Below are 18786 nucleotides of genomic sequence, written 5' to 3' on the forward strand. Positions count from 1 at the left end.
GTCACGCGCGGCGGTGGTTCGAGGAGACCGGCGGGCTTGACGTTCCTTATTCCGCGATGGTCGGGGAGAACGGAAACTACCCGCTTGGAAAGTGGTTGTCGGACCGACGAGGCGAAAATGCGAATGGTGATCTGGCGTCATACCGGGTGGAGATGCTGGACGCGCTCGGGATGATCTGGTCGGTGTCGGATGCGCGGTTCGACGCGGGGTTGGACTGGGCGCGGGTCTGGGCGAAGGAGCACGGCGGCTCTTTGGCGGCGCCGGCACGGGCCTCGGTCGGCGGGTACGCCATCGGCACCTGGCTCTCCGAGCTGCGGGCCGCCGCCCAGATCCCGGCCGCCTGCGCGACGAAGACGCCTGGCAGCTCAAGGAGGTCCTCGCCCGCGTCACGGTGCTGGCCACCGCTGCCGAGTACATCAGGGCCTTCGCCGAGCTGATGAACGACCGCCGCGGACGAGAGCTCAAGGACTGGATCACGCGCGTCCAGCAGGATCAGGTCCCGGCCCTTCGAAGCTTCGCCACCGATCTCCTGCAGGACCTTGATGCGGTCGTCGCCGGTCTGACCCTGAGCTACAGTTCCGGCGCGGTCGAGGGCCACAACAAAAAGATCAAAATGATCAAGCGCCAGATGTTCGGCCGCGCCGGCTTCGACCTCCTGCGCAAGCGCGTCCTCCTTGCGGCCCAGAGGTCTTGGAGGAGATCGTCAGCCACGACCGTTCATGATCGCGGCTCCGGTGACCCTCCGTGGCCCCGGCACGGAACGGAAAGTGATCCAGAACCACGGTTCAACCGACGCCGACACTTGGTCGACGCCGCTCAATCTGCTGGCACCACCCCACCCACTCACACGGCGGGCGCCTGGCCGCAGGCTACCGGGACACGGTCGGCGGACCGGGGATTTGTACCCTCCACAGGACAGTCGCGCTACCCGTGATGGTAGCGCTCAGATCTGCCGGTCCGGGTCGGAGAAGGTCAGGCCGCCGGACGAGAGGCGGCGGCGAGCCGGGGCAGGCGCGTCCACAGTCTCACCGGGCGGCTGGCGGAAGTCGGCGCCCTGCTCAACCGGCAGCCGGCGCACGCCGGACTGGGCCGGCACGGGAGCGTCGACGGCGGGCTCGGAGAAGGCGGGCAATGCGAGGGGGCGACGGTCGGTCATGATCCACAGTGTCGCAGCCCGGACGGAGCCGGGTAGACCAAACCGCTATCACCGGTGGTAGCGATCTGGCCCTGGCCAGCAGGGCCAGGCCGTCCGCGCTTCAGATCGCCATAACAGAGTGGTCAACCGCTACCACGCCTGCCCTCCGGGCAGCGCTGGCCGCGGTTGGCGATCTACCGATCCGCCGCACACGCCTCCTGGTCTGGCCCCTGTGTGGGGGCCAGACCGCTAGCACGAGTGACAGTGCTTTGGCACTGCTGGGAAGGCCAACGAAGACGGCCCGGGCGGTTGGCCCGGGCCGCCACAGGTCTCGCTGGCTATGCGCGGATGCCGAAGTCGGCTGGCGGGACCCAGCGTCAAGGCAGCTGCACCTTGTCTTACGGCTCTGGGTTTCTGCCGTGCACGCTAGCTCCGGGGTCCGACACAAGTGCGGGGTCAGCCAACCGCGCGTAGCCGGGTGCGGCCGGCCTTGGGCGGGGCGGCCTGGTAGTCGGGGATCAGGATGGGCGGGACGCCTTCGCGGGCGGCGCGGGTCATGGCGGCCTGCATTTCGAGCTCGGAGCTGTAGCCTGCGATCGCGGGATGGAGGCGGTAGCGGTAGCCCTTGCGCAGGACGAGGCCACGTTCGACGAGGAGAGCCATCCCGCGGCTGACAACCGACGGGAGGATCTGCAGCTCTGCGGCGATGTCCTGCTGGGCGAGCGGAACGACGCCGCCGGGGTCCTGGTGCTCGACCATCACGGACAGGACGTTCGTCGCGGTGGGGGTGAGCTCGAGGCGCCGCAGGAGCCCGAACAGGTCAGTGACCATCAGCATGTCGACTCCTTGTCCCCGGTCTTGGCGGCCGCCAGCCCGATGATGTCAGGGAATCCGTTCTCGAGCGCGAGATCGCGGAGTTCGGCGAGGAACGCCTGCTGCTCGTCCCCGTTGCCTTTGTACGCGATGAGGGGGTTGAGCTGCCACATCCCCCGGCCGACGCTGCGAATGTAGTTGCGGGCGGCGAGGTGCTTGAGGGCGGGGCTGACGCTGGAGCGGCTGGTGCCGATCTCGTCGGCGATCTCGCGCTGAATGGCGTGACAGACGCCGCGCTCGGCCCGGCCGACGATGTTGGAGAGGACCGCGCACTGCAGTTTGGTCATCTCTCCTGACATGAGCGCCTGAGGGAGAACGTAGCGGGCGAAGTAGCGGCTGAGAAGGGCGTAGCCGTCGGAGCCGAGAACTTCGTGGGGTGCACGGCGGTAGAACTTCGTGCGGGCTTCATAGACGCCGCTGGGTAGGTGTCCGGCGTAGCCCCGGACGATTTCGGCGGCGAGGTCGCGCTGGTGCTGGGGACCGGCGGGCTGGAGTCTCGGCTGGCGGGTGCGCTGGGGCGCTTGCCTGCGGGTGCTGTCGCGCTCTGCCAAGACCGTGATCCTTTGCTCGTGTCGACAGCACGCTACACGTTCTTCGCAGCAGTGCGAAGAATGCTGCGCGCGAGTGCGAAACACGTGTCGCGGCGGATCGACCTGGGGCATGCCGGATCATCTGGCCAGGTCGGATGATCATGCGGGCACCTCGGGGATGTCGGGCCACGTCGACCCAATGTTTCGCAATTCTGCGAAACATTGGGTCCTAATGTCGGCACTCAGTGACTTCCGGGAGCCTCAAATGTCGGCCCAGCCATACCTTTGTTTTTCCAAGTTTGCAGGTCAGAAGCCTAATTTCCAGGCCGGCCTCTTATATATAAAGGTCTCCGTCGCGCTCTCCCGAGCCTTGCCTCCGGCGGGCTGCGGCCCCGTGCCGCTGCCGCAGCCCAGGCCTGGCGTGTACGTCTGGGTACTGGCTAGGGCCACTGCGTGCGCCAGTCACCGAAGTCCGGCTGCCGCCGGACCCAGGGCCTTGACGGCCCTTTCCGCGAGGTCTGCTGGCTGGTGCCCGTATCCCACGAGGGCCGGTGCGGGCCCCACGTCGTACCGGACGGTGCTTTCAAGTAATTGAGGTCGCCGGTGTCGGCAGGTGGTGACGTCAGCAACCGTTCGGGGGCGGGCAGGCCGCAGCACCTGGTGCAGGCCCGACGGCAGGTCGCCTCGGCCGCAGGGGACACCGGCTATTCATCTGAGGGCAACTGCCCAGGCCGGACCGTCCACGGTCCGGCCGGTGCGGTGGCGGGCCGACGGCTGGGCCGGCCACGGCCCTGACGGCGGGACGGCACCGCAGGGCAGGCGGCAGCAAGGGCGGGTCCAGCGCCGCCTGGGCGCTGGCCACGGGTGCGGGGGCGGAGCACTCCGCGCCCAGCTACCTACGGGGCCGGGGTCCGCATCGGCTCGCAGTTGCCGCCCGTTCCCGGTCCCACCGGGAAGAGCCAACGGCGGGTGTTCCATGGACCACGGCCCAGCTCGCCTTCGTCCGCGCCTTCACCGACCCCGAGACGGCCGACGACGACCTCAGCCTCACCGCCCAGCTCCTGACCGGCCTGCGCGCCTCACCGCCCACACCGCCGCCCTGATCCGCGACGCTGGCACCAGCGGCCAGGACTTCCTAGACCGCGCGAGCATCCTCGACGCCGAAGTCCGCGCCTCCGGCGGGCGGGCCACCCGCACCACCCTCGCCCACTGCTTCCACCACGCCGTCCTGAACGACAACGGCGCGCTCGACACCGCGATCCGCGACCTCGACCAGCTCACCCGCGACCGCGACTACGCCTACTACACAGACATCGCCCACTTCATGGCCGACCTCCAGCACCCTTCCCCCGCTCAACGCGCCCGCGCCGCCCGCGCCCGACCTGCTCTGGGAACGGGTACGCGAGCACCTCACCACCGTCCCCGCAGTCGAGCGGGAGCACCTGCTGCGGCTCAGCGCCCGTGACCGCTCCGCCGTGGACGGCTCCCACCCGCCGACCCACCTGCGGATCGCCCTGGCCGCCCACGCCGGCAACGGGGACGCCACCGTCACCGCCGCCGAGGGCGCCTCGATCGCCGCCGAGCTGGCGCCGCACCGCGCCCGGATCGCCACCGGGCTGCTGGCCGGCTGACGAGGCCGACCGGCAGCGGAGCGCCGACCTCCCCTCTGCCGTCGAGTAGGTCCCAGCGCGTCCGTCGACCCGCCCGACCCCGAGAAGCACCGCATGTCCGACCTACTGGAGGGCGCCCGCCCGGCGCCGGAGGCGCCAGCGGCGATGGGCGCCGGCTCGGAGCTGTCTGTCTTCGGTCGTTGAAGGGCGGGCCGTTGTCGGGGTCGCGCAGCCGGGTGTGATGCTGGCGCAGGATCTCCTCGCGCTGCGCGGCGGTTTCGTCGAGCGCGGCCTGGCGGGCCGCGGAGTTCTCCCTCATCTGGCGGCGCAGCTCCCGGTAAGCGTGATGGTCGGCGAGCGGACCGCCACCATCGTCTCCCGCGATCTGGGACCGCCCCTCGATCGTGTGTAACCGACGTTGGTAGTGACAGCGGCGGGCGATGGCCTGGCGTTGTCGGCCATCGCCCTATTGAGCGGATGGCCGGGGCCTTGTTTCGCAGGCTGCCGCTGGGTTACGGGTACAAGGTCAGTCGAATCCGCACGTGCTCCACGGCTCGGGGCGACGTGAGCACGTGTGCCGTCGTGCCTCGGGCTCCCCCGTGCGCCTTGGTGTAAACGCCGTTTACACCAGGCTGGAAGAGAATCCCGAAGACACGGCCGCGCGATGTGCCTAAACCCGCATGGCGCCACTATGGTGACGTCATGACGTCTCAAAACTCCGAGGGAGGGCGGGAAAAGGTTGCGTCCAAGCTGCCTGTAGCCCTCCGTCAGGAACTCAAGACCCGGGCCGCGCAGCTCGGCATCGACATGCAGGACGCCGTCACCCAAGCCGTTGAGCAGTGGCGCCTCCGACCGGTCAACGACAACCCCACCATCGACACGGCCGGGGCCGAGAGCTGGAACACCTGGCTCCCCACCGGCCTGTACGACGCGTTCAAGGACGACTGCACGGGTCGGGGGATCTCCTTCGTCCAGGGCCTGGCCCAGGCGATTCGCGTGTGGATCGACTCGCACAACGTCTCCCTGAGCGAGCTGGCGATCCCCCGGTACACGCGGCGGATCGTCGTCTGCAACCAGAAGGGCGGGGTAGGCAAGACCACCATTGCCGCCGGGACGGGCCAGGCCATAGCGCTCGGCCTGCCCGCCAGCACGGGGGCCTCGAAGCTGCCCGCGCTGCCGGGGCTGCGTACCCTGCTCGTCGACTACGACCCGCAGGGCCACCTGACCTCGCAGCTCGGCGTCAAGCAGATCCCGCCGGGTGAGGAGAGCCTGGTGACCCACATGGTCGACCGCGACCGTGTGGCCGGCTCGCTGATCGACCAGGTCGTGGCCATCGAGCCGGACCACTTCGCAGGCCGCCTGAGCCTGCTGCCGTCGAGCTTCGACGCGTTCCTGCTCGACTCCCGCCTCGGATCCGTCCGCGGTCCCCGCGAGACCAGCCTCCAGCGCGCCCTCGCCCCGCTCGAAGAGCACTTCGACGTCATCGTGATCGACGCCCCGCCGAACCTCGGCCTGGCGATGGACGCCGGCCTTTACTACGGACACCGCCGCAAGAACGAGGCACCCGGCACCTCCGGCGTCCTCGTCCCGGTGGAGGCCGAGGACTCCTCCGCGGATGCCTACGCCATGCTCGACAGCCAGATCCGAACCGTCAGCCTCGACTACGAGGTCGACATCGACCGGCTCGGCCTCGTCGTCAACAAGTTCGACAAGCGCAAGGGCTATGTCGCCACCCACTCACTCGACAACTGGCAGTCCCTGGGCACACCGCCCGTCCTGTCCGTCGTCCCCGACCTCAAGGAGCAGCGCGAGGCCGTGCACCTCAAGCAGCCGCTGCTCATGTACGCACCCACGTCCACTCAGGCGCAGCGGATGCGCGAGATCCGACGGAGGCTGTCGTGAGCATCGCCAAGAAGCTGCAGGGTGGCGGCGGGTCCTTCGGGGCACTCGCTCAGGGCGCGTCGCGCGGAGACGAGGTGCGGGCGCGCAGCGAGGCACTGGACGCCACGGGCCGGGTACGGCGTGCGTCGTCGGCGCCGGTGTCCTCGATCGTCTTCAATCCGCTCAACCCCCGGAAGACCGTCGACAGCGAGTCGATCGACGAGCTCGCCGAGAGTCTGACGCGTCGGCAGATCGTTCCGGTCACCGTGGTGAGCCGTGGGGCTTTCCTCGACGCGCACCCCGATCAGTCGGAAGCGATCGGGGAGGCGGACTTCGTCGCGCTCGACGGGAACCGCCGTCTGCGGGCCGCTCAGCGGGCCGGGCTCGAGACCTTGCGTGTGGACCTCAACGATGACCTGGTTTCGCGTGCTTCGGACATGGTCGAGGCGGCGCTGATCGCCAACGCCCACCGCGAGGACGTGTCGCCGTTCGAGGAGGCCCAGGCGATCGAGCAGCTGCTGAACACGGTCTACGAGGGCAATCAGGCCGCCGTCGCGCGGGCTCTGGGCAAATCCCGTGCATGGGTGGGACAACGGCTGGCCCTGCTCCACCTCTCCCCCGAGCTTCAGGAGCGGACGGGGACCGGAGAGCTGGCCGTTGAGGAGGCGCGCAGGATCGGTGCCGAAGCACGGTCGGGGAAGATCACCCCGGCCCAGCAACTCAAGCGGGCCGAGGCCGCGAAGCAGGCGGCTGCGGACAAGCAGGCCGCGAAGGCGGCACGGGCGGCCAAGCGCGCGGATCGTCCGTCGGGGGAGGAGGCGACCGATCGTGCCTCGGGACCCGCTGCCGGGATCGACGGCGCCGGCGGTGGTGTCAACGGCGTTTACACGCCGTCCGCGGTTCAGCTGTCGGGCGGCGGTTCGCAGGAACGGTTTCTGGGTGTAAACGGCGTTTACACCGCAGGCCTACCGGACCAGCGAGACGCCGGCACCGACGAGCGCGACCGTGTCGCGTATTCGGCTGCGGAGCTCTCGGCGGATCCGGTACGCCAGGCCCAGCAGGCCGGCAGGACAACGGTTTCGTCGGGCGGGGCCGGGGTGCCCGACTGGCGTGACCTGGAGAACGTGACGACCTGGCTCTGCCGTTTCCTTCAGCCCGACGAGCTGAGGGTCGTCGTCACCAAGGTGCTGGACCGGCTCGAGGAGTACCCGCCGGAGCGGATGACCGGCGGCTGATCGGCACGGACGTCGACCCGACGACCTGGGCATCCTGAGGTGCCCCGGCCGTTCTGCTTCGCCAAGGACCCTGGCATCCGGCGCGGACCAGCCTGCTCGCCCGTCTATCCGCACCTGTGTCGTCTGTGGAGTGCATGTGGCTTCGGCACTGTCCCGAGCCGCTCTGCCGGGCAGGGCCGTTCGGGACATGAAGTCCGCCCCAAGGGGCGCCGACAGAGCTTGGTATCCACTGTCCCGATGGTGCCGACCCCCGGCTGGCTGTCTCGCGGACAAGCCCTGCCTGGGACGGTGGGCGCCGCCGGGGTGCGAAGCGGGGGAGAGATTGGGAGCCGTTCGCCGCCACTGGGTGGCAGCCGGCGGTGAGGCTGGGCGCCGACGTTCTGCTGCGTCGGGGCCGTGTCGAACAGGCACTGGGGCTGACGCGTCCGACGGGCCTGGAGGGCGACGCGGGCGACGCGTGGCGGTCCTTTGCTGAGGTGCTCGTCGGGGCCGGGCGGGTGGACGAGGCGATCGACGCGCTCGCCGCGCGTCTGAGCACGGATGGGCGCTTCGGGCTGGTGGAGGTGACCGAAGGGCACGGTCGTGACGAGCGGGTGATGGAGTTGCTCGTCATGGTCGCCGCGGAGGTCCGACGCGCCCCCGAGCAACGCGGTGTCCGTCATCTGTGGGACGTGGCATGAAGTCCGACGGTCCGCACCATGCCGAGGCAGTGCCCGCCACCCGTACCACGGGCGTATCCGTCAGCGCCCGCCGCGCTCGCTACAGGGATCCCAGCCCGTCTCCTCAGACGATCAACGCGGCAACTGTGTGACCGCCCTCACCGACCGGCGTCCTCCCCTCCGTCGCCGACCTTCCTCGCTGTATCCGGGCTGTCTGTGTGCCGGTCGCACCGGACCGGGCTGCGGGATCCCCTCGGTAACGGTGTAAACGGCGTTTACACCGCAGGCCTGCCGGACCGACAGGACGCCAACACCACGACGGCGAGCCGTCTGGCAAGGATTGGCATGTCCAGCACTGAAGGGTGAGCCGCAGGAAGCCACCCCGAGGCGCCTTTCGCGGCATGGCCGGTGCCGTAGGCCTTCCCGGCTTGCGGACAGACCGCCACAGGGTACGTCCAGGAATTTTGATCATGAGGGCGAGCGGCGACGTGTTCGACGGCGATCTACAGGGCGGGCGCGTTCGGCGAGTTGCGCGGCCTGATCCTCGTGCCGATCGGACCGACCGCGCAGGCTCCGCCCATCTCCCGGGCGATGAGCACCGTCGGGGGCGTTCAGGCCGGACCGGCGTCAGGGGACCGACCAACGGAACCACCTACCGACTCAGAGGCCCCCGTTTGCGTCGGCGTCGGCGCCGGAGGACCGCCTCCTGGGCGAAGTCGAGGGGCGGCCTTCCGAGGTTTCCTCAGGGGCCGGGGAGCGTAACGCGGGCCACTGACACCGACTCGATCGTCGGTGCACGCGGACCCCGCACCGACGCGTCGGTGCGGGGTCCGGCGTCCGCGATGACGCGAAGACTCAGACGGCGACCAGCTTGGGACGTCCGGACGCACGCGGAGGCTGCTTGCGGTACAAGGGCGCGGCGATGTCCGGCAGCCGGCCCTCCCGGACCTCTACCGCCGCGGCCCGCAACGAGGCCTCCATCTCGGCCTCGGAGCTGTACTTGGCGATGAACGGGTGCAGCCGGTAGCTGTGCCCCCGCCCCTCGCCGCTACGGATGACGAGGTGCCGGTCCACGAGGCACTTCATACCGCGGCTCACGGCCGACTCGAGCATCCCGAGACGTTGCGCCATCTCGACCTGGCTGTGGTTGACCTCGCCACCGGGCAGCTGGAGGTCGGACATGATGCCCAGGACCGCGATCGCGGAAGGGGTCAGCTTGAGTCGGGGGATCATGCCGAGCACGCCGGAGGGGGTGATCTCCATAGTGGTCCTCCTCAGCTCTCTCGGGCGAAGTCGTCAGGCCCGATGGTATCGGGGAACTCGCTGGCGAGTTTTTCCGCACGGACAAGCGCGAGGACGCCGTTCTGCTCGTCGCCGTTGCCGCGGAAGCACAGCCGGGGGTTCACGTCGTAGTGACCGCGCCTCTTGTGCCGCCGGATGTAGTTCAGCTCGCAGAGCCGGCCGATCGCGCTGTTCACGCTGCTGCGTGCCACCCCCAGTTCGGAGGCCATCTCGACCTGGGTCTGAACGATGGTCCCGCGGTTCTGAGAACCCATCATGTGGAGCAGGACCGCGACCTCCACAGGGCTGAGCCGGTGGGCCACGATGCACCGCGCGAGGACCTTGGCCAGGAACCAGTTGCTCGTCAGGGAGTAGCCCATCGAACCGGCCATGTCGTGTGACACCCGCCGCGGGCGGAACTTGACGGTGACTTCTTCGACCGTGGCCACGGCCGGCTGCGTCGCGATGTCGATGGCCAGTTGCTCGCCGAACCGGTCGAGCATGCTGATGAGTTCGGGCTCTCCCGCAGAACGGACCGTCCGGTACCCCGGTGTCGCCTTAGAAAGAGCGGTCCGTTGTTCTGCTCTCACGCGTACCTCCGTTCGAGTCGGTTACCTGACACTACATTAACTTGCGGGTGTCTCGAACTTTTTGTGCGGCGGATCGCAAGTCCTGTTCGCCGAACGCGTCACTTGGCGGTCCCGGGACCGACGGTTCCAGGAGCCTGAGTGCCGATTCGCCGGTTTGGCTGCTCCGGCCCTCGGAAGACACATCCAGCGATACTTGCGGATGACTCGAAGTCTCAGCCGTACCGCTCTGGCGGGCGACCGGGAAGGGAATCTTTTCGTCGGCGACAAGCAAAGTTCGAGGTAGGCGCAAGTTTCTGTCGTGAGTCTGCGACATAATCGGCAGAACTGTCCCAGGTTCACGACAGTTTCGACTCATTCCGCGGCAACGTCACCTAGTCTCCACGACTGGAAATTCTTCGAGGTAATCACAAGTTTCGACCACTAGTGTCCGGATCCACAGGGCAGATCCACCATCGAAGTGTCGGCTATACACAGACAGAAGGATTTACAAACCAGCAGGTCAGAGGGGGTATTCGGCCCGTGCCCTCTTACTAAAGAGGTGGCCGTTCCATCCTGTGTCCTTTGGTCACTGCCGGTGCTCCTGTCCCAGCACCCTGTACCAGGCCGTGTTCTCAGCTCTGGCCGACCCACGTCCTGACCCGACGTCACTGACCCGAGCGATAGCTGGCAGCGGCGAAGGAATAGAACCTCAGCTGCCAGGCCTCAGCACTCGTGGAGCCTCGAGCAACAGAGTCAAGGCAACTGCCCAGGCCGGACCGTCCACGGTCCGGCCGGTGCGGCGACGGGCCGACGGCCGGGCCGGCCACGGCCCTGACGCCGGGCCGACGCCGCAGGGCAGGCGGCAGCGATGGATGGTCCAGCGCATCCAGGCGCTGGCCAGGGTGCGGTAGCGGAGCGCTCCGTGACCAACCACCCGGTCTGCTGTTGTCCGCAACACCGTTGTAGTTGCCACCCGGACCCGGCTCGCGGAAGCGCTCGAGGCTGAGGTGTTCCGCTCTGTTTGCCCATGTGAGGTTCAAGGGGACAACGTCGAAGAAGATCGGGCCGGGGCCGACGGCATTGATGGGCGGTACCAGGGCCAGGTCCTGGTACCGCCCGTGGCGGTCTATCGGGGAGGATGACCTGACCGGTGCCCCTGATCAGGCGGTAGTAGCTCTACTCGTTCGAACAGTCCGGACTGAAGAGACGGGCACGCTGTACTCCCGCCTTTCGCAGTTCGTCCGCCACGACGCGCAGCGCGGTGCGGGCCATCTGCGGGAAGACCCCGCCTTTGCAGTCCATCCGGACGCAGGGGACCTCGGTATCGACGGTGACGTAGCTGGGACTGTAGGGAGGACGGTCATCGTCCCAGACGTCTTCGGCCTCTTCCGGTGAGAGTTCGCTGCCGTCCTCGAACACACACATCAGGCGGGGTTCGGCAGCCGTGAGTGCCGCAACCGCGCGAGCCGGATCGTCCGACCCGACGGCGATCGTGAAGTCTTGGTGGAACGCGGAGCCGGGGCGGCTCGTCCCGATGCGCAGCACGTCCGGATCGACGCTGATGCCTCCCGGTTCGCTTTCCGAGGCAGCGGCTCGGCGCATCCAGAAGGCCGCCTCGGCGGTCGCCCCGCATGCCTCGACCACCCGCCACAGCATCTGCGGGCCCGAACCGCGAACCGCCTGTTCGAACAGATCCCGGGCGTGTTCCCACTCCATGTCGGCCATGGCCTGGCCCCCGTGTCTGAATGCGATTTCGACGGATGACGGGAACGATTCCGTAGTATCCACGGATCCATGGCTACCACCGTGTGCTGACACCGGGCCGTGGACCAGGAATCCGGACACCGCCCCATGCCCGGCCCCAGGCCGGTGGTCGTCCCCCCACATGCGGGGACGACACACGGCCCACTGCCCGGGCCCACGGGAGCACTCCCCGCGTAGGCGGGGCCGACACTGTTGCGTTGGAGCCAGCCCAGTGGTCGGTCGGACAATCCCCGCGTAGGCGGGGCCGACAGGACGGGGGAAGGCTGTGACGTTCGTAGAGGGGAGTGATCCCCGCGTGCGCGGGGCCGACGACGACTCGTGGACTCGGCATGCCGTGGCCACTGGAAGATCCCCGCACATGTGGGACCGTCACTTCCCGACCTGCGATGATGCACCTCAGAGTACGCCAGATCAGTTCAGGTTTTCGATTTCAGGAATTCCCGAACCGCGGGGCCGGAGCATGGACGACATGGCCCCGGGGCCGAGCGACGGATCGGATTCGGGGATGCCACGATGAGGCGGCGATCAGTCGGACACGGTTAGTGGGGAGGACGGCGCGTGCCTGGGTACGGCCTGGTCGAGGAACCGTGGCTGACAGTCCGCCCGGTCGGTGGCGGCTCTCCCGTGACGGTGGGGATCGCCGAGGCCCTCACCGGGGCCCACGAACTCGAGGGTCTGGTCGTGGAGTTCTCCACCCAGCTGCCGGCCGTCCTGCGCCAGGTTCTGCTGCCTGTCGTCGCCGACGCCAGCGGCGTACCCCGGACGCCGCGGGAGAAAGGCGCCCGGCTCGCTCGAGGACGGTTTGCGGAGGCCGAACTGGACAGCCTCCGGACCTATCTCGGGACACACCGCGCGGCGTTCGACCTCTTCGATCCCGTCGCGCCGTTCGGGCAGGTCGCGGGACTGCGCACGGCCAAGGGCGAGACGAAGGGTTCCGCCACTCTCGTGGCGACCGCGGCGAGCGGCAACAACGTCCCCCTGTTCGCCAGCCGGTCGGACGCGGACCCGCTCGACCTGACGCCGGCCCAGGCCGCGCACTGGCTCCTGCACGCCCACTGCTGGGACACCGCGGCGATCAAGACCGGCGCCGTCGGCGATCCCCTGGTCAAAGCGGGCAAGACGACCGGGAACCCGACCGGCCCGCTCGGCCAGCTCGGCGTCGTCATCCCCACCGGGCGGACCCTGTACGAGACCCTCCTGCTGAACCTCCCGGTCACCCAGCCCGAGGCCCTCGGCGTTCCGCAGTGGAAGCGCGGGCCGCACGGCCCCGCGTGGGAGCTCCGTGAGGCTGAGGGCCTCCTCGACCTATGGACGTGGCAGGCCCGGCGGATCCGCCTCGTCCCGCATCAGGACGAGGCCGGCCGGCTGCGGGTCGCCCGGGTGGTCATCGGCGCCGGAGACCGGCTCACGCAGACACCCGGGCTGGAACCGCACACCGCCTGGACGTACGCGGCACCCGGCCAGAAGTCCTCCTCGGCCCCGCACGAGCGAAGACCACGCCGCCACACCCAGGGCAAGGCCGCCTGGCGCGGCCTGGACGCACTCCTCGCGTCCACCCGCCAGAGCACGGGTGGCTCCTTCGAGACCAGCGCCCTCCTTGACGAGGTCGGCGCCCTCCAGGAGATCGGCAAACTGCCCGCCGACTACCCGCTGCGGGTCGAGACCTTCGGCGTGGTCTACGGCACCCAGTCCTCCGTCGTCGAGGACGTCGTCCACGACACGATTCCGCTGCCCCTGCTCGCCCTCCATCGGGACAGCGAAGCCCACCAACTCCTCCTGGACGTGGCCGAGCAGGCGGAACAGCTCGCCCAGGCCGTCAACAACCTCTCCGCGGATCTGCGCCGGGCCGCCGGAACCGATCCCATCCCCTGGGACAAGGGCCAACGCCCCGGCGAAGTCCTCCTGCACACCCTCGACCCCCTGGTGCGCCGCCTGCTCGCCGGCGTCCGTGCGGCCGGCACCGACGACGACGTTCTGGAGCGCGGCAGGCTCGCCTGGGAGCACCTGGCGTACCGCCACGCCTGGGACACGGCGAACGGACTCCTGCTGGCCGCATCCGGCACCACCTTCGCGGGCCGCACCGTCATCCTGGCCGACAAGTCCGGCAAACCGCAGACTTACAAACTCGGCACCGCGGGGGCGGCCTTCCGGCGTCGGCTCGACGGGATCCTCCCCCGTCCCGCCATGGACCACCCCGGGGTGTGGCCGCTCTGCACCGTTGAGGCCGACGACGTCCTCGCGCGACACGACGAGGTCTCCGACGGACAGAAGGCCGACCCCTCGACGCGGGCTCTCTACGACCTCCACCAGCGGGGGCGGTCCGAGCCGATGCACCGACGCGGCGTGAGGCTCGGCGAAGCCCTGCTAGCCCTGCGCCGCAGCGGCGAGGTCAGCGAGGAAGCGCTCGACACCCGGGTCGCCCAGCTCGCCGGTGCGACCAGCGTGTCCGCACTACTGGTCCACCTGCGTGGCCTGGTCACCCAGCTCCGCACCGCCGGTCAGCCCCTGGACCACGACCACCTGACGGCCGACATCCAGGCCTGGCACCACACGGACCGGCGCCCCCGGGTCCGCCTCACATGGGCCCTCGACTACCAGGTGTGGAAGGGCCGGACGCCCGCGGGCGACTGACCGTCGCTGAGCGGCCGGAGCCCTGGCATCCCCATCACCACCGGACCATCGTTCCTTCGAGGAGAAGCGCATGACCGACCGCCTTTTCATAGACGTGCACATCCTGCAGACCGTCCCGCCGGCGAACCTCAACCGGGACGACAACGGCAACCCCAAGGAGGCCTACTTCGGCGGCAAGCGCCGCTCCCGCGTCTCCTCCCAGGCCTGGAAGCGCGCCACCCGCATCCACTTCGCCGAGAGCCGGGACCCGCAGGACCTGGCCACCCGAACGAAGCGGATCGCCGTCCAGCTCGCCAAGGGCATCGCGGAGCGAAGCGGCGTCGCGGCCGAGGACGCGCGGCGGATCGCCGGCGCGCTGATCAAGTCGACCGGGATCTCCGCCGGCAAGAAGGAAGGCGAGACCGCCTACCTCCTCTTCTACGGGCGCCGCCAGCTGGACGGCATCGTCGACCTGGTCGCCGGTACGGCCGCGGACCTCGCCGCCCTCGACGCGAAGGCTTTGGAGGAGGCGGTCAAGGCCCTGCCGGTCAAGGAGCGGTTGCAGGGCGGCCACCCGGCCGACGTCGCGCTCTTCGGGCGGATGGTCGCCGACGTCCCGGGCCTGAACATCGACGCCGCGACGCAGGTGGCCCACGCGATCTCCACCCATGCCGCCGAGCTCGAATTCGACTACTACACGGCCGTCGACGACGAGCAGACCGCAGATGAGACCGGCGCGGGGATGATCGGCACCATCGGCTTCAACTCCGCCACCCTCTACCGCTACGCGACCGTCGGCCTGCACCAGCTGCGGGAGAACCTCGGGGACGACAAGGCCACGGTGGACGCCGTCGACCTGTTCGTCGACTCCTTCGCCCGCTCCATACCGACGGGCTACGGCAACTCCTTCGCCCACCGCACCCGCCCCAGCCTGGTCACCGTCGTCGTCCGCGCCGACCAGCCCGTGAACCTCGTCTCCGCCTACGAGAACCCCGTCCCGGCGAGCCAGGGCATCGTCGCCGAGTCCGCGCGTCGCCTCGCCACCGAGTTCACCACCGCCACCGAGCAGTGGGGCGACACCCCGCTCTACGTCGGTATCTGCCACACCCTCGACGCCGGCACCGACGGGACCGGGCGGAAGCTGACGGAGGCGTTCGGCGTGAACCGCACCTTCGCCGAGCTGCGCGACGGACTGCGCACCGCCCTCACCGAGCGGGTGAACGACAACTGATGCCCGACCACCCCACCCCCGCACCGCCCCCGAAGCAGGATGAGGAGCAGGCGGTCCTCGTCCTGCGCCTGGCCGGCCCGCTCCAGTCCTGGGGCGACCGCAGCGCCTTCAACCGCCGCGACACCCGGCCCCAGCCGACCAAGTCCGGCGTCGTCGGCCTGCTCGCCGCCGCCGCAGGCCGCCCGCGCGAAGCGGACATCACCGACCTGGTCGGCCTGCGCCTGGGCGTGCGCGTCGACCAGCCGGGCATGCTGCTGCGCGACTACCACACCGTCAGCGACTACCGGGGCCGGCCGCTGCCGCAGGCCGGCGTCAACGCCAAGGGCGTGCAGAAGCCGACCTCCCCGGCCAAGGACACCCACGTCACCCACCGCTACTACCTCCAGGACGCGGTGTTCCTCGCCGCCCTCCAGGGCCCGGCCGGCCTCATCGCGACGCTCGCCGAAGCCGTCCGCCGCCCCGCCTTCCCGCTCGCGCTCGGCCGGCGCTCCTGCGTCCCCACCCAGCCGATCGCCCTCGGCACGGTGCGTCACGCCAACCTGGAGGACGTCCTGGCCAGCGAGCCCTGGCAAGCCGGCGTTGTCGCCATGAACGCCTACCGGCGGCGGGCCCAGCGGGGCCCGGAGCCGTTCTCGCCGCACCGGATCGACCTGGCCGCGACCTTCGACGACCCCTCCGGCGACGACACCCTCCAGGACGTCCCGCGCTCCTTCGCACCCCGCGAACGCGGCTTCACCACCCGGCGGATCCGCCGCGCCTGGCTCGACGTCCCCACCGGCCTGCCCCCGTCAGACCGGACCGAGCAGCCGGCCTCGTCGGCCGGCGGCCATGACCCGTTCGCCCTGCTGGGCTGGTGACCCGATGACCTACCTCTCCCGCGTCCGCATCAACCCCCTGCGCGCCGCCAGCCGCACCCTGCTCGCCAACCCGCGCGCCCTGCACGGCGCCGTCACGGCCGGCAACCCCGACACCGCCCCCGGCGACCGGATCCTGTGGCGCCTGGACACCGACCACCCGCGCCGCCCCGTGCTGCTGGTCCTCACCCCCTCCAAGCCCGACTGGACCCACATCGTCGAGCAGGCCGGATGGCCCGACGCCGATGGCGAGCACTACGCGATCCGCGACTACAGCCCCCTGCTCGGCCGGCTCGCCGCCGGCCGCGAGTTCGCCTTCCGCCTCAAGGCCAGCCCCGTCCAGAACACCTCCACGCCCGACAAGGCGAGCCCGCACCGCACCAAGACCGCCGACCAACTCCACCACCGCTCCTACCGCATGCCCCACCGCACCGCCGCCCACCAGCTCACCTGGTTCCTGGACCGCACCACCCGCTGGGGCTTCACCATTCCCGAGGCACACACCGACCACCCCGCACCGGGCCTCGAACCGTCCGCCCCGGACACCCCCGCCGACGCGCCACCCGCCCGCGAGGTGAGGATCACCGACCGCAGCCGCAGCACCTTCACCAAGCCCGGCACCCGCACCCCCGTCACCCTCACCACCGCCACCTTCGAAGGACACCTCCGAATCACCGACCCCGGCCTCCTGCAGGCCGCCCTCCTCGGCGGCATCGGCCCCTCCAAGGCCTACGGCTGCGGCCTGCTCACCCTCGCCCCACCGCCCACCGCCCACCGGAACCCGCTGACCGATGGCCGGCGGTCAGCGGTCGGCGGCCTGACCGTCTGGGACCCGCACGGCCAGGTCCGACCGGCCCCGGCCGTGCCACCGAAGGCTTCTGACCTGTGGTGAAGCCGAACACAAGCGGCCTCCGCAGGTCTCAGTTGAGGACCTGGACTTCGCCGATGGTGAGTTCTGTGGTGGAGGTCTTGGTGATGGCGGGGAGGTCGCCTTGCTGGCCTCCGCCTTCCCAGTGGACGGTCCAGGTGGTGGTGGCGCTGACCGGGAACTTGCCGCCGGGTTTGCCGGCGCTGGTGCTGGTGTAGCGGTAGCCGCAGTCCGGGGACGTCGCGGCGCCCAGGTCCGGGGTGTAGGGCGTCCCGGGCGTGGTGCAGGAGCGTGTCCCGCCGTCGCCCATCGACCAGTCGATGCGTGTCACCTTCGCGGTGACCGACACGGACAGTCCGCCGGCGGACTTCGACTCGATCCACGGGCCCCAGCTCGTCTTGGACGCCTTCGCCCACAGCCACACCGGCATCCCGATCACACCCTTGCCACCCCGGTCCGGCGCCGTGCCGATCTCCGGCACGTCGAACGACATCGTCGCGAAGATCGTCTGGGCCAGGGTGGCCGGTGTGATCCCTCCTCCGAAGCCCGGCGGGGGAGTCGCCCGCCAGCCCACGCCGCCCTTGGGTCCCTGGGCGATCCCTCCGCCGGCGGCCGCGAGGTAGCAGCTCCGGCCGTAGACCGCTCCGTCACCGGGCTGGTGGCCTTCCCAGAGCGGGTCTCCGGCGGGCGGCTGCGGCTGGGAGAGCCGGTAGTAGCAGCCGTCCTCCGCGTTGTACCAGCCCCACCCGTTCGAGCAGGGGACGGTGACCCCGTTGAAGATGCAGGGCTGGGGGGCGCCGTTTCCCCCGGATCCGCCCCCTCCGGAGTTCCCCCCGCCGGAGCCGTTCCCGCCCGATCCCCCACCGCCGTTGTCGGTGACGGCGATGCAGACGTCCGCCATCATCACACTGCCAGGTGGGCACTGTCCGCCGTCGGCGGCGGCCGGGGAGGCCGGGAGCACGGCTGCGAGCGCGGCCACGGTCACGGCGGTGGTCAGCGCCGCCCGGCCCCTCAGCACGTCCGGCTCCGGTCCGGAGAGTACGCACTGATCCGCCACGTGCCGCCCGCGGCCTGGACCGCCTCGACGTCGACGTACAGACGGCCGGGCGTTCCGGTGGCCGCCGCGTTCTTCCCGGACGCGGAGAACACCGCCGTCCAGTTCGAGACATCGACGCAGTCCGTCAGGGTCGCCTTGTGCGGCGAATCGGATACGTTCACGGCCGTCACCTGCGGGTGGGTCACCTCGGTCCCCTTGTAGAGGATGCCGGCCTGCTGGGCCCGGGTGATGTCGCCGGCCAGGCCGTCGTAGGCGCTGCCCGTGGCGACCCCGAGCAGCTTGTCCGGGTCCGCCTGGCCTGTGGTCATCGCGGTGATCTTGGCCTCGGTGTAGGCCTGGTACGCCGCCAGGACGTCCGCCGTGTCCTTGCCCGCGGGACCGGCGGCCGACGTGGCGGTGGACGGGGGCGGTGTCGCCGGGGCCGACGGGGATGCCGGGGCAACGGGCTCGTGGTCCTTGCCGGAGCAGGCGCTCATCGTCAGGGCGATCCCGACGACCAGCGCGGCGGCGAGAGGCCGTCGGACGGTGCCCGGCCCCTTGCGGAGCACCACCGGACTGCCTGGGCTGATTCCCTCGTACAATTCCGCCCCCCGTTGTGCGCGTCAATGGCGACCGATGGACCATCAGGC

General features: G+C 70.0%; 19 protein-coding genes and 1 pseudogene. 11 read left to right on the forward strand and 9 right to left on the reverse strand.

Annotated features, from left to right (window positions below; genetic code table 11):
- Nucleotides 1–56 precede the first annotated feature (56 nt).
- Together ACFV04_RS19255 and ACFV04_RS19260 are read left to right on the forward strand one after the other, a co-directional pair.
- Nucleotides 57–437: a helicase associated domain-containing protein gene (locus ACFV04_RS19255; RefSeq protein WP_380530493.1), complete on the forward strand. Its 381-nt coding sequence runs from the start codon at nucleotides 57–59 to the stop codon at nucleotides 435–437.
- Nucleotides 392–676, forward strand: a pseudogene (locus ACFV04_RS19260) (transposase); the annotation flags it as partial. The gene ACFV04_RS19255 and the pseudogene ACFV04_RS19260, both read left to right, overlap by 46 nt.
- 267 nt (nucleotides 677–943) lie before the next feature.
- Here ACFV04_RS19260 and ACFV04_RS19265 read toward each other — a convergent pair.
- From ACFV04_RS19265 to ACFV04_RS19280, 4 genes are all read right to left on the reverse strand, one after another.
- Entirely contained in the window at nucleotides 944–1156 is a 213-nt protein-coding gene (locus ACFV04_RS19265) for a hypothetical protein (protein ID WP_380347664.1), read from the reverse strand.
- 435 nt (nucleotides 1157–1591) lie between these two features.
- Nucleotides 1592–1972: a hypothetical protein gene (locus tag ACFV04_RS19270; protein ID WP_380347666.1), complete on the reverse strand. Its 381-nt coding sequence runs from the start codon at nucleotides 1970–1972 to the stop codon at nucleotides 1592–1594.
- The gene (locus tag ACFV04_RS19275; RefSeq protein WP_380530400.1) at nucleotides 1966–2559 is read right to left on the reverse strand and encodes a replication/maintenance protein RepL; all 594 of its coding nucleotides are present in this window, start codon (nucleotides 2557–2559) and stop codon (nucleotides 1966–1968) included. The genes ACFV04_RS19270 and ACFV04_RS19275 overlap by 7 nt, the downstream gene beginning before the upstream one ends.
- A gap of 1114 nt (nucleotides 2560–3673) precedes the next feature.
- Nucleotides 3674–3880 (reverse strand): hypothetical protein, encoded by a 207-nt coding sequence (locus tag ACFV04_RS19280; RefSeq protein ID WP_380347669.1) that lies wholly within the window; start codon nucleotides 3878–3880, stop codon nucleotides 3674–3676.
- A gap of 133 nt (nucleotides 3881–4013) precedes the next feature.
- Between ACFV04_RS19280 and ACFV04_RS19285 the strand changes: the two genes are divergently transcribed.
- The 5 genes from ACFV04_RS19285 (at nucleotide 4014) to ACFV04_RS19305 (ending at nucleotide 7944) form a co-directional block, all read left to right on the forward strand.
- The gene (locus ACFV04_RS19285; protein ID WP_380530403.1) at nucleotides 4014–4169 is read left to right on the forward strand and encodes a hypothetical protein; all 156 of its coding nucleotides are present in this window, start codon (nucleotides 4014–4016) and stop codon (nucleotides 4167–4169) included.
- Between the two features lie 220 nt (nucleotides 4170–4389).
- Complete coding sequence (locus ACFV04_RS19290; RefSeq protein ID WP_380347673.1) at nucleotides 4390–4560, forward strand: hypothetical protein; 171 nt, start codon at nucleotides 4390–4392, stop codon at nucleotides 4558–4560.
- Between the two features lie 290 nt (nucleotides 4561–4850).
- Entirely contained in the window at nucleotides 4851–6050 is a 1200-nt protein-coding gene (locus ACFV04_RS19295) for a ParA family protein (protein WP_380347675.1), read from the forward strand.
- Entirely contained in the window at nucleotides 6047–7264 is a 1218-nt protein-coding gene (locus ACFV04_RS19300) for a ParB/RepB/Spo0J family partition protein (RefSeq protein ID WP_380530407.1), read from the forward strand. Before ACFV04_RS19295 ends, ACFV04_RS19300 begins: the two co-directional genes overlap by 4 nt.
- Before the next feature lie 359 nt (nucleotides 7265–7623).
- The gene (locus ACFV04_RS19305; protein ID WP_380530410.1) at nucleotides 7624–7944 is read left to right on the forward strand and encodes a hypothetical protein; all 321 of its coding nucleotides are present in this window, start codon (nucleotides 7624–7626) and stop codon (nucleotides 7942–7944) included.
- An 834-nt stretch (nucleotides 7945–8778) separates the two neighbouring features.
- Here ACFV04_RS19305 and ACFV04_RS19310 read toward each other — a convergent pair.
- From ACFV04_RS19310 to ACFV04_RS19320, 3 genes are all read right to left on the reverse strand, one after another.
- Nucleotides 8779–9186, reverse strand: coding sequence for a hypothetical protein (locus tag ACFV04_RS19310; RefSeq protein WP_380347683.1), 408 nt, complete (start codon nucleotides 9184–9186; stop codon nucleotides 8779–8781).
- Nucleotides 9187–9197: 11 nt separating this feature from the next.
- Nucleotides 9198–9707, reverse strand: coding sequence for a MarR family transcriptional regulator (locus ACFV04_RS19315; protein ID WP_380347685.1), 510 nt, complete (start codon nucleotides 9705–9707; stop codon nucleotides 9198–9200).
- A 1242-nt stretch (nucleotides 9708–10949) separates the two neighbouring features.
- Nucleotides 10950–11498, reverse strand: a complete 549-nt coding sequence (locus ACFV04_RS19320) for a hypothetical protein (RefSeq protein ID WP_380530414.1) — start codon at nucleotides 11496–11498, stop codon at nucleotides 10950–10952.
- A 597-nt stretch (nucleotides 11499–12095) separates the two neighbouring features.
- Here ACFV04_RS19320 and casA point away from each other — a divergent pair.
- The 4 genes from casA to cas6e all read left to right on the forward strand — a co-directional run bounded on the left by casA (nucleotide 12096) and on the right by cas6e (nucleotide 17124).
- On the forward strand, nucleotides 12096–14168 hold the full coding sequence (casA, locus tag ACFV04_RS19325; RefSeq protein ID WP_380530417.1) for a type I-E CRISPR-associated protein Cse1/CasA: 2073 nt from the start codon (nucleotides 12096–12098) through the stop codon (nucleotides 14166–14168).
- Between the two features lie 70 nt (nucleotides 14169–14238).
- Nucleotides 14239–15378 carry a type I-E CRISPR-associated protein Cas7/Cse4/CasC gene (gene cas7e / locus ACFV04_RS19330; RefSeq protein WP_380530420.1) on the forward strand — a complete coding sequence of 380 codons (1140 nt, stop codon included), beginning with the start codon at nucleotides 14239–14241 and terminating at the stop codon, nucleotides 15376–15378.
- Nucleotides 15378–16235 carry a type I-E CRISPR-associated protein Cas5/CasD gene (gene cas5e / locus ACFV04_RS19335; RefSeq protein WP_380530423.1) on the forward strand — a complete coding sequence of 286 codons (858 nt, stop codon included), beginning with the start codon at nucleotides 15378–15380 and terminating at the stop codon, nucleotides 16233–16235. The genes cas7e and cas5e overlap by 1 nt, the downstream gene beginning before the upstream one ends.
- A 4-nt stretch (nucleotides 16236–16239) precedes the next feature.
- On the forward strand, nucleotides 16240–17124 hold the full coding sequence (gene cas6e, locus ACFV04_RS19340) for a type I-E CRISPR-associated protein Cas6/Cse3/CasE (protein ID WP_380530426.1): 885 nt from the start codon (nucleotides 16240–16242) through the stop codon (nucleotides 17122–17124).
- A gap of 28 nt (nucleotides 17125–17152) precedes the next feature.
- On the opposite strand, the gene ACFV04_RS19345 is transcribed toward cas6e, so the two are convergent.
- Entirely contained in the window at nucleotides 17153–18118 is a 966-nt protein-coding gene (locus ACFV04_RS19345; protein WP_380530429.1) for an ATP/GTP-binding protein, read from the reverse strand.
- A complete protein-coding gene (locus ACFV04_RS19350) occupies nucleotides 18112–18708 on the reverse strand; it encodes a hypothetical protein (RefSeq protein ID WP_380530432.1) in 597 nt (198 codons plus the stop codon). The genes ACFV04_RS19345 and ACFV04_RS19350 overlap by 7 nt, the downstream gene beginning before the upstream one ends.
- Between the last annotated feature and the right edge of the window lie 78 nt (nucleotides 18709–18786).

The sequence above is a fragment of the Kitasatospora sp. NPDC059599 genome, assembly GCF_042735125.1.
Taxonomy (GTDB): domain Bacteria; phylum Actinomycetota; class Actinomycetes; order Streptomycetales; family Streptomycetaceae; genus Kitasatospora.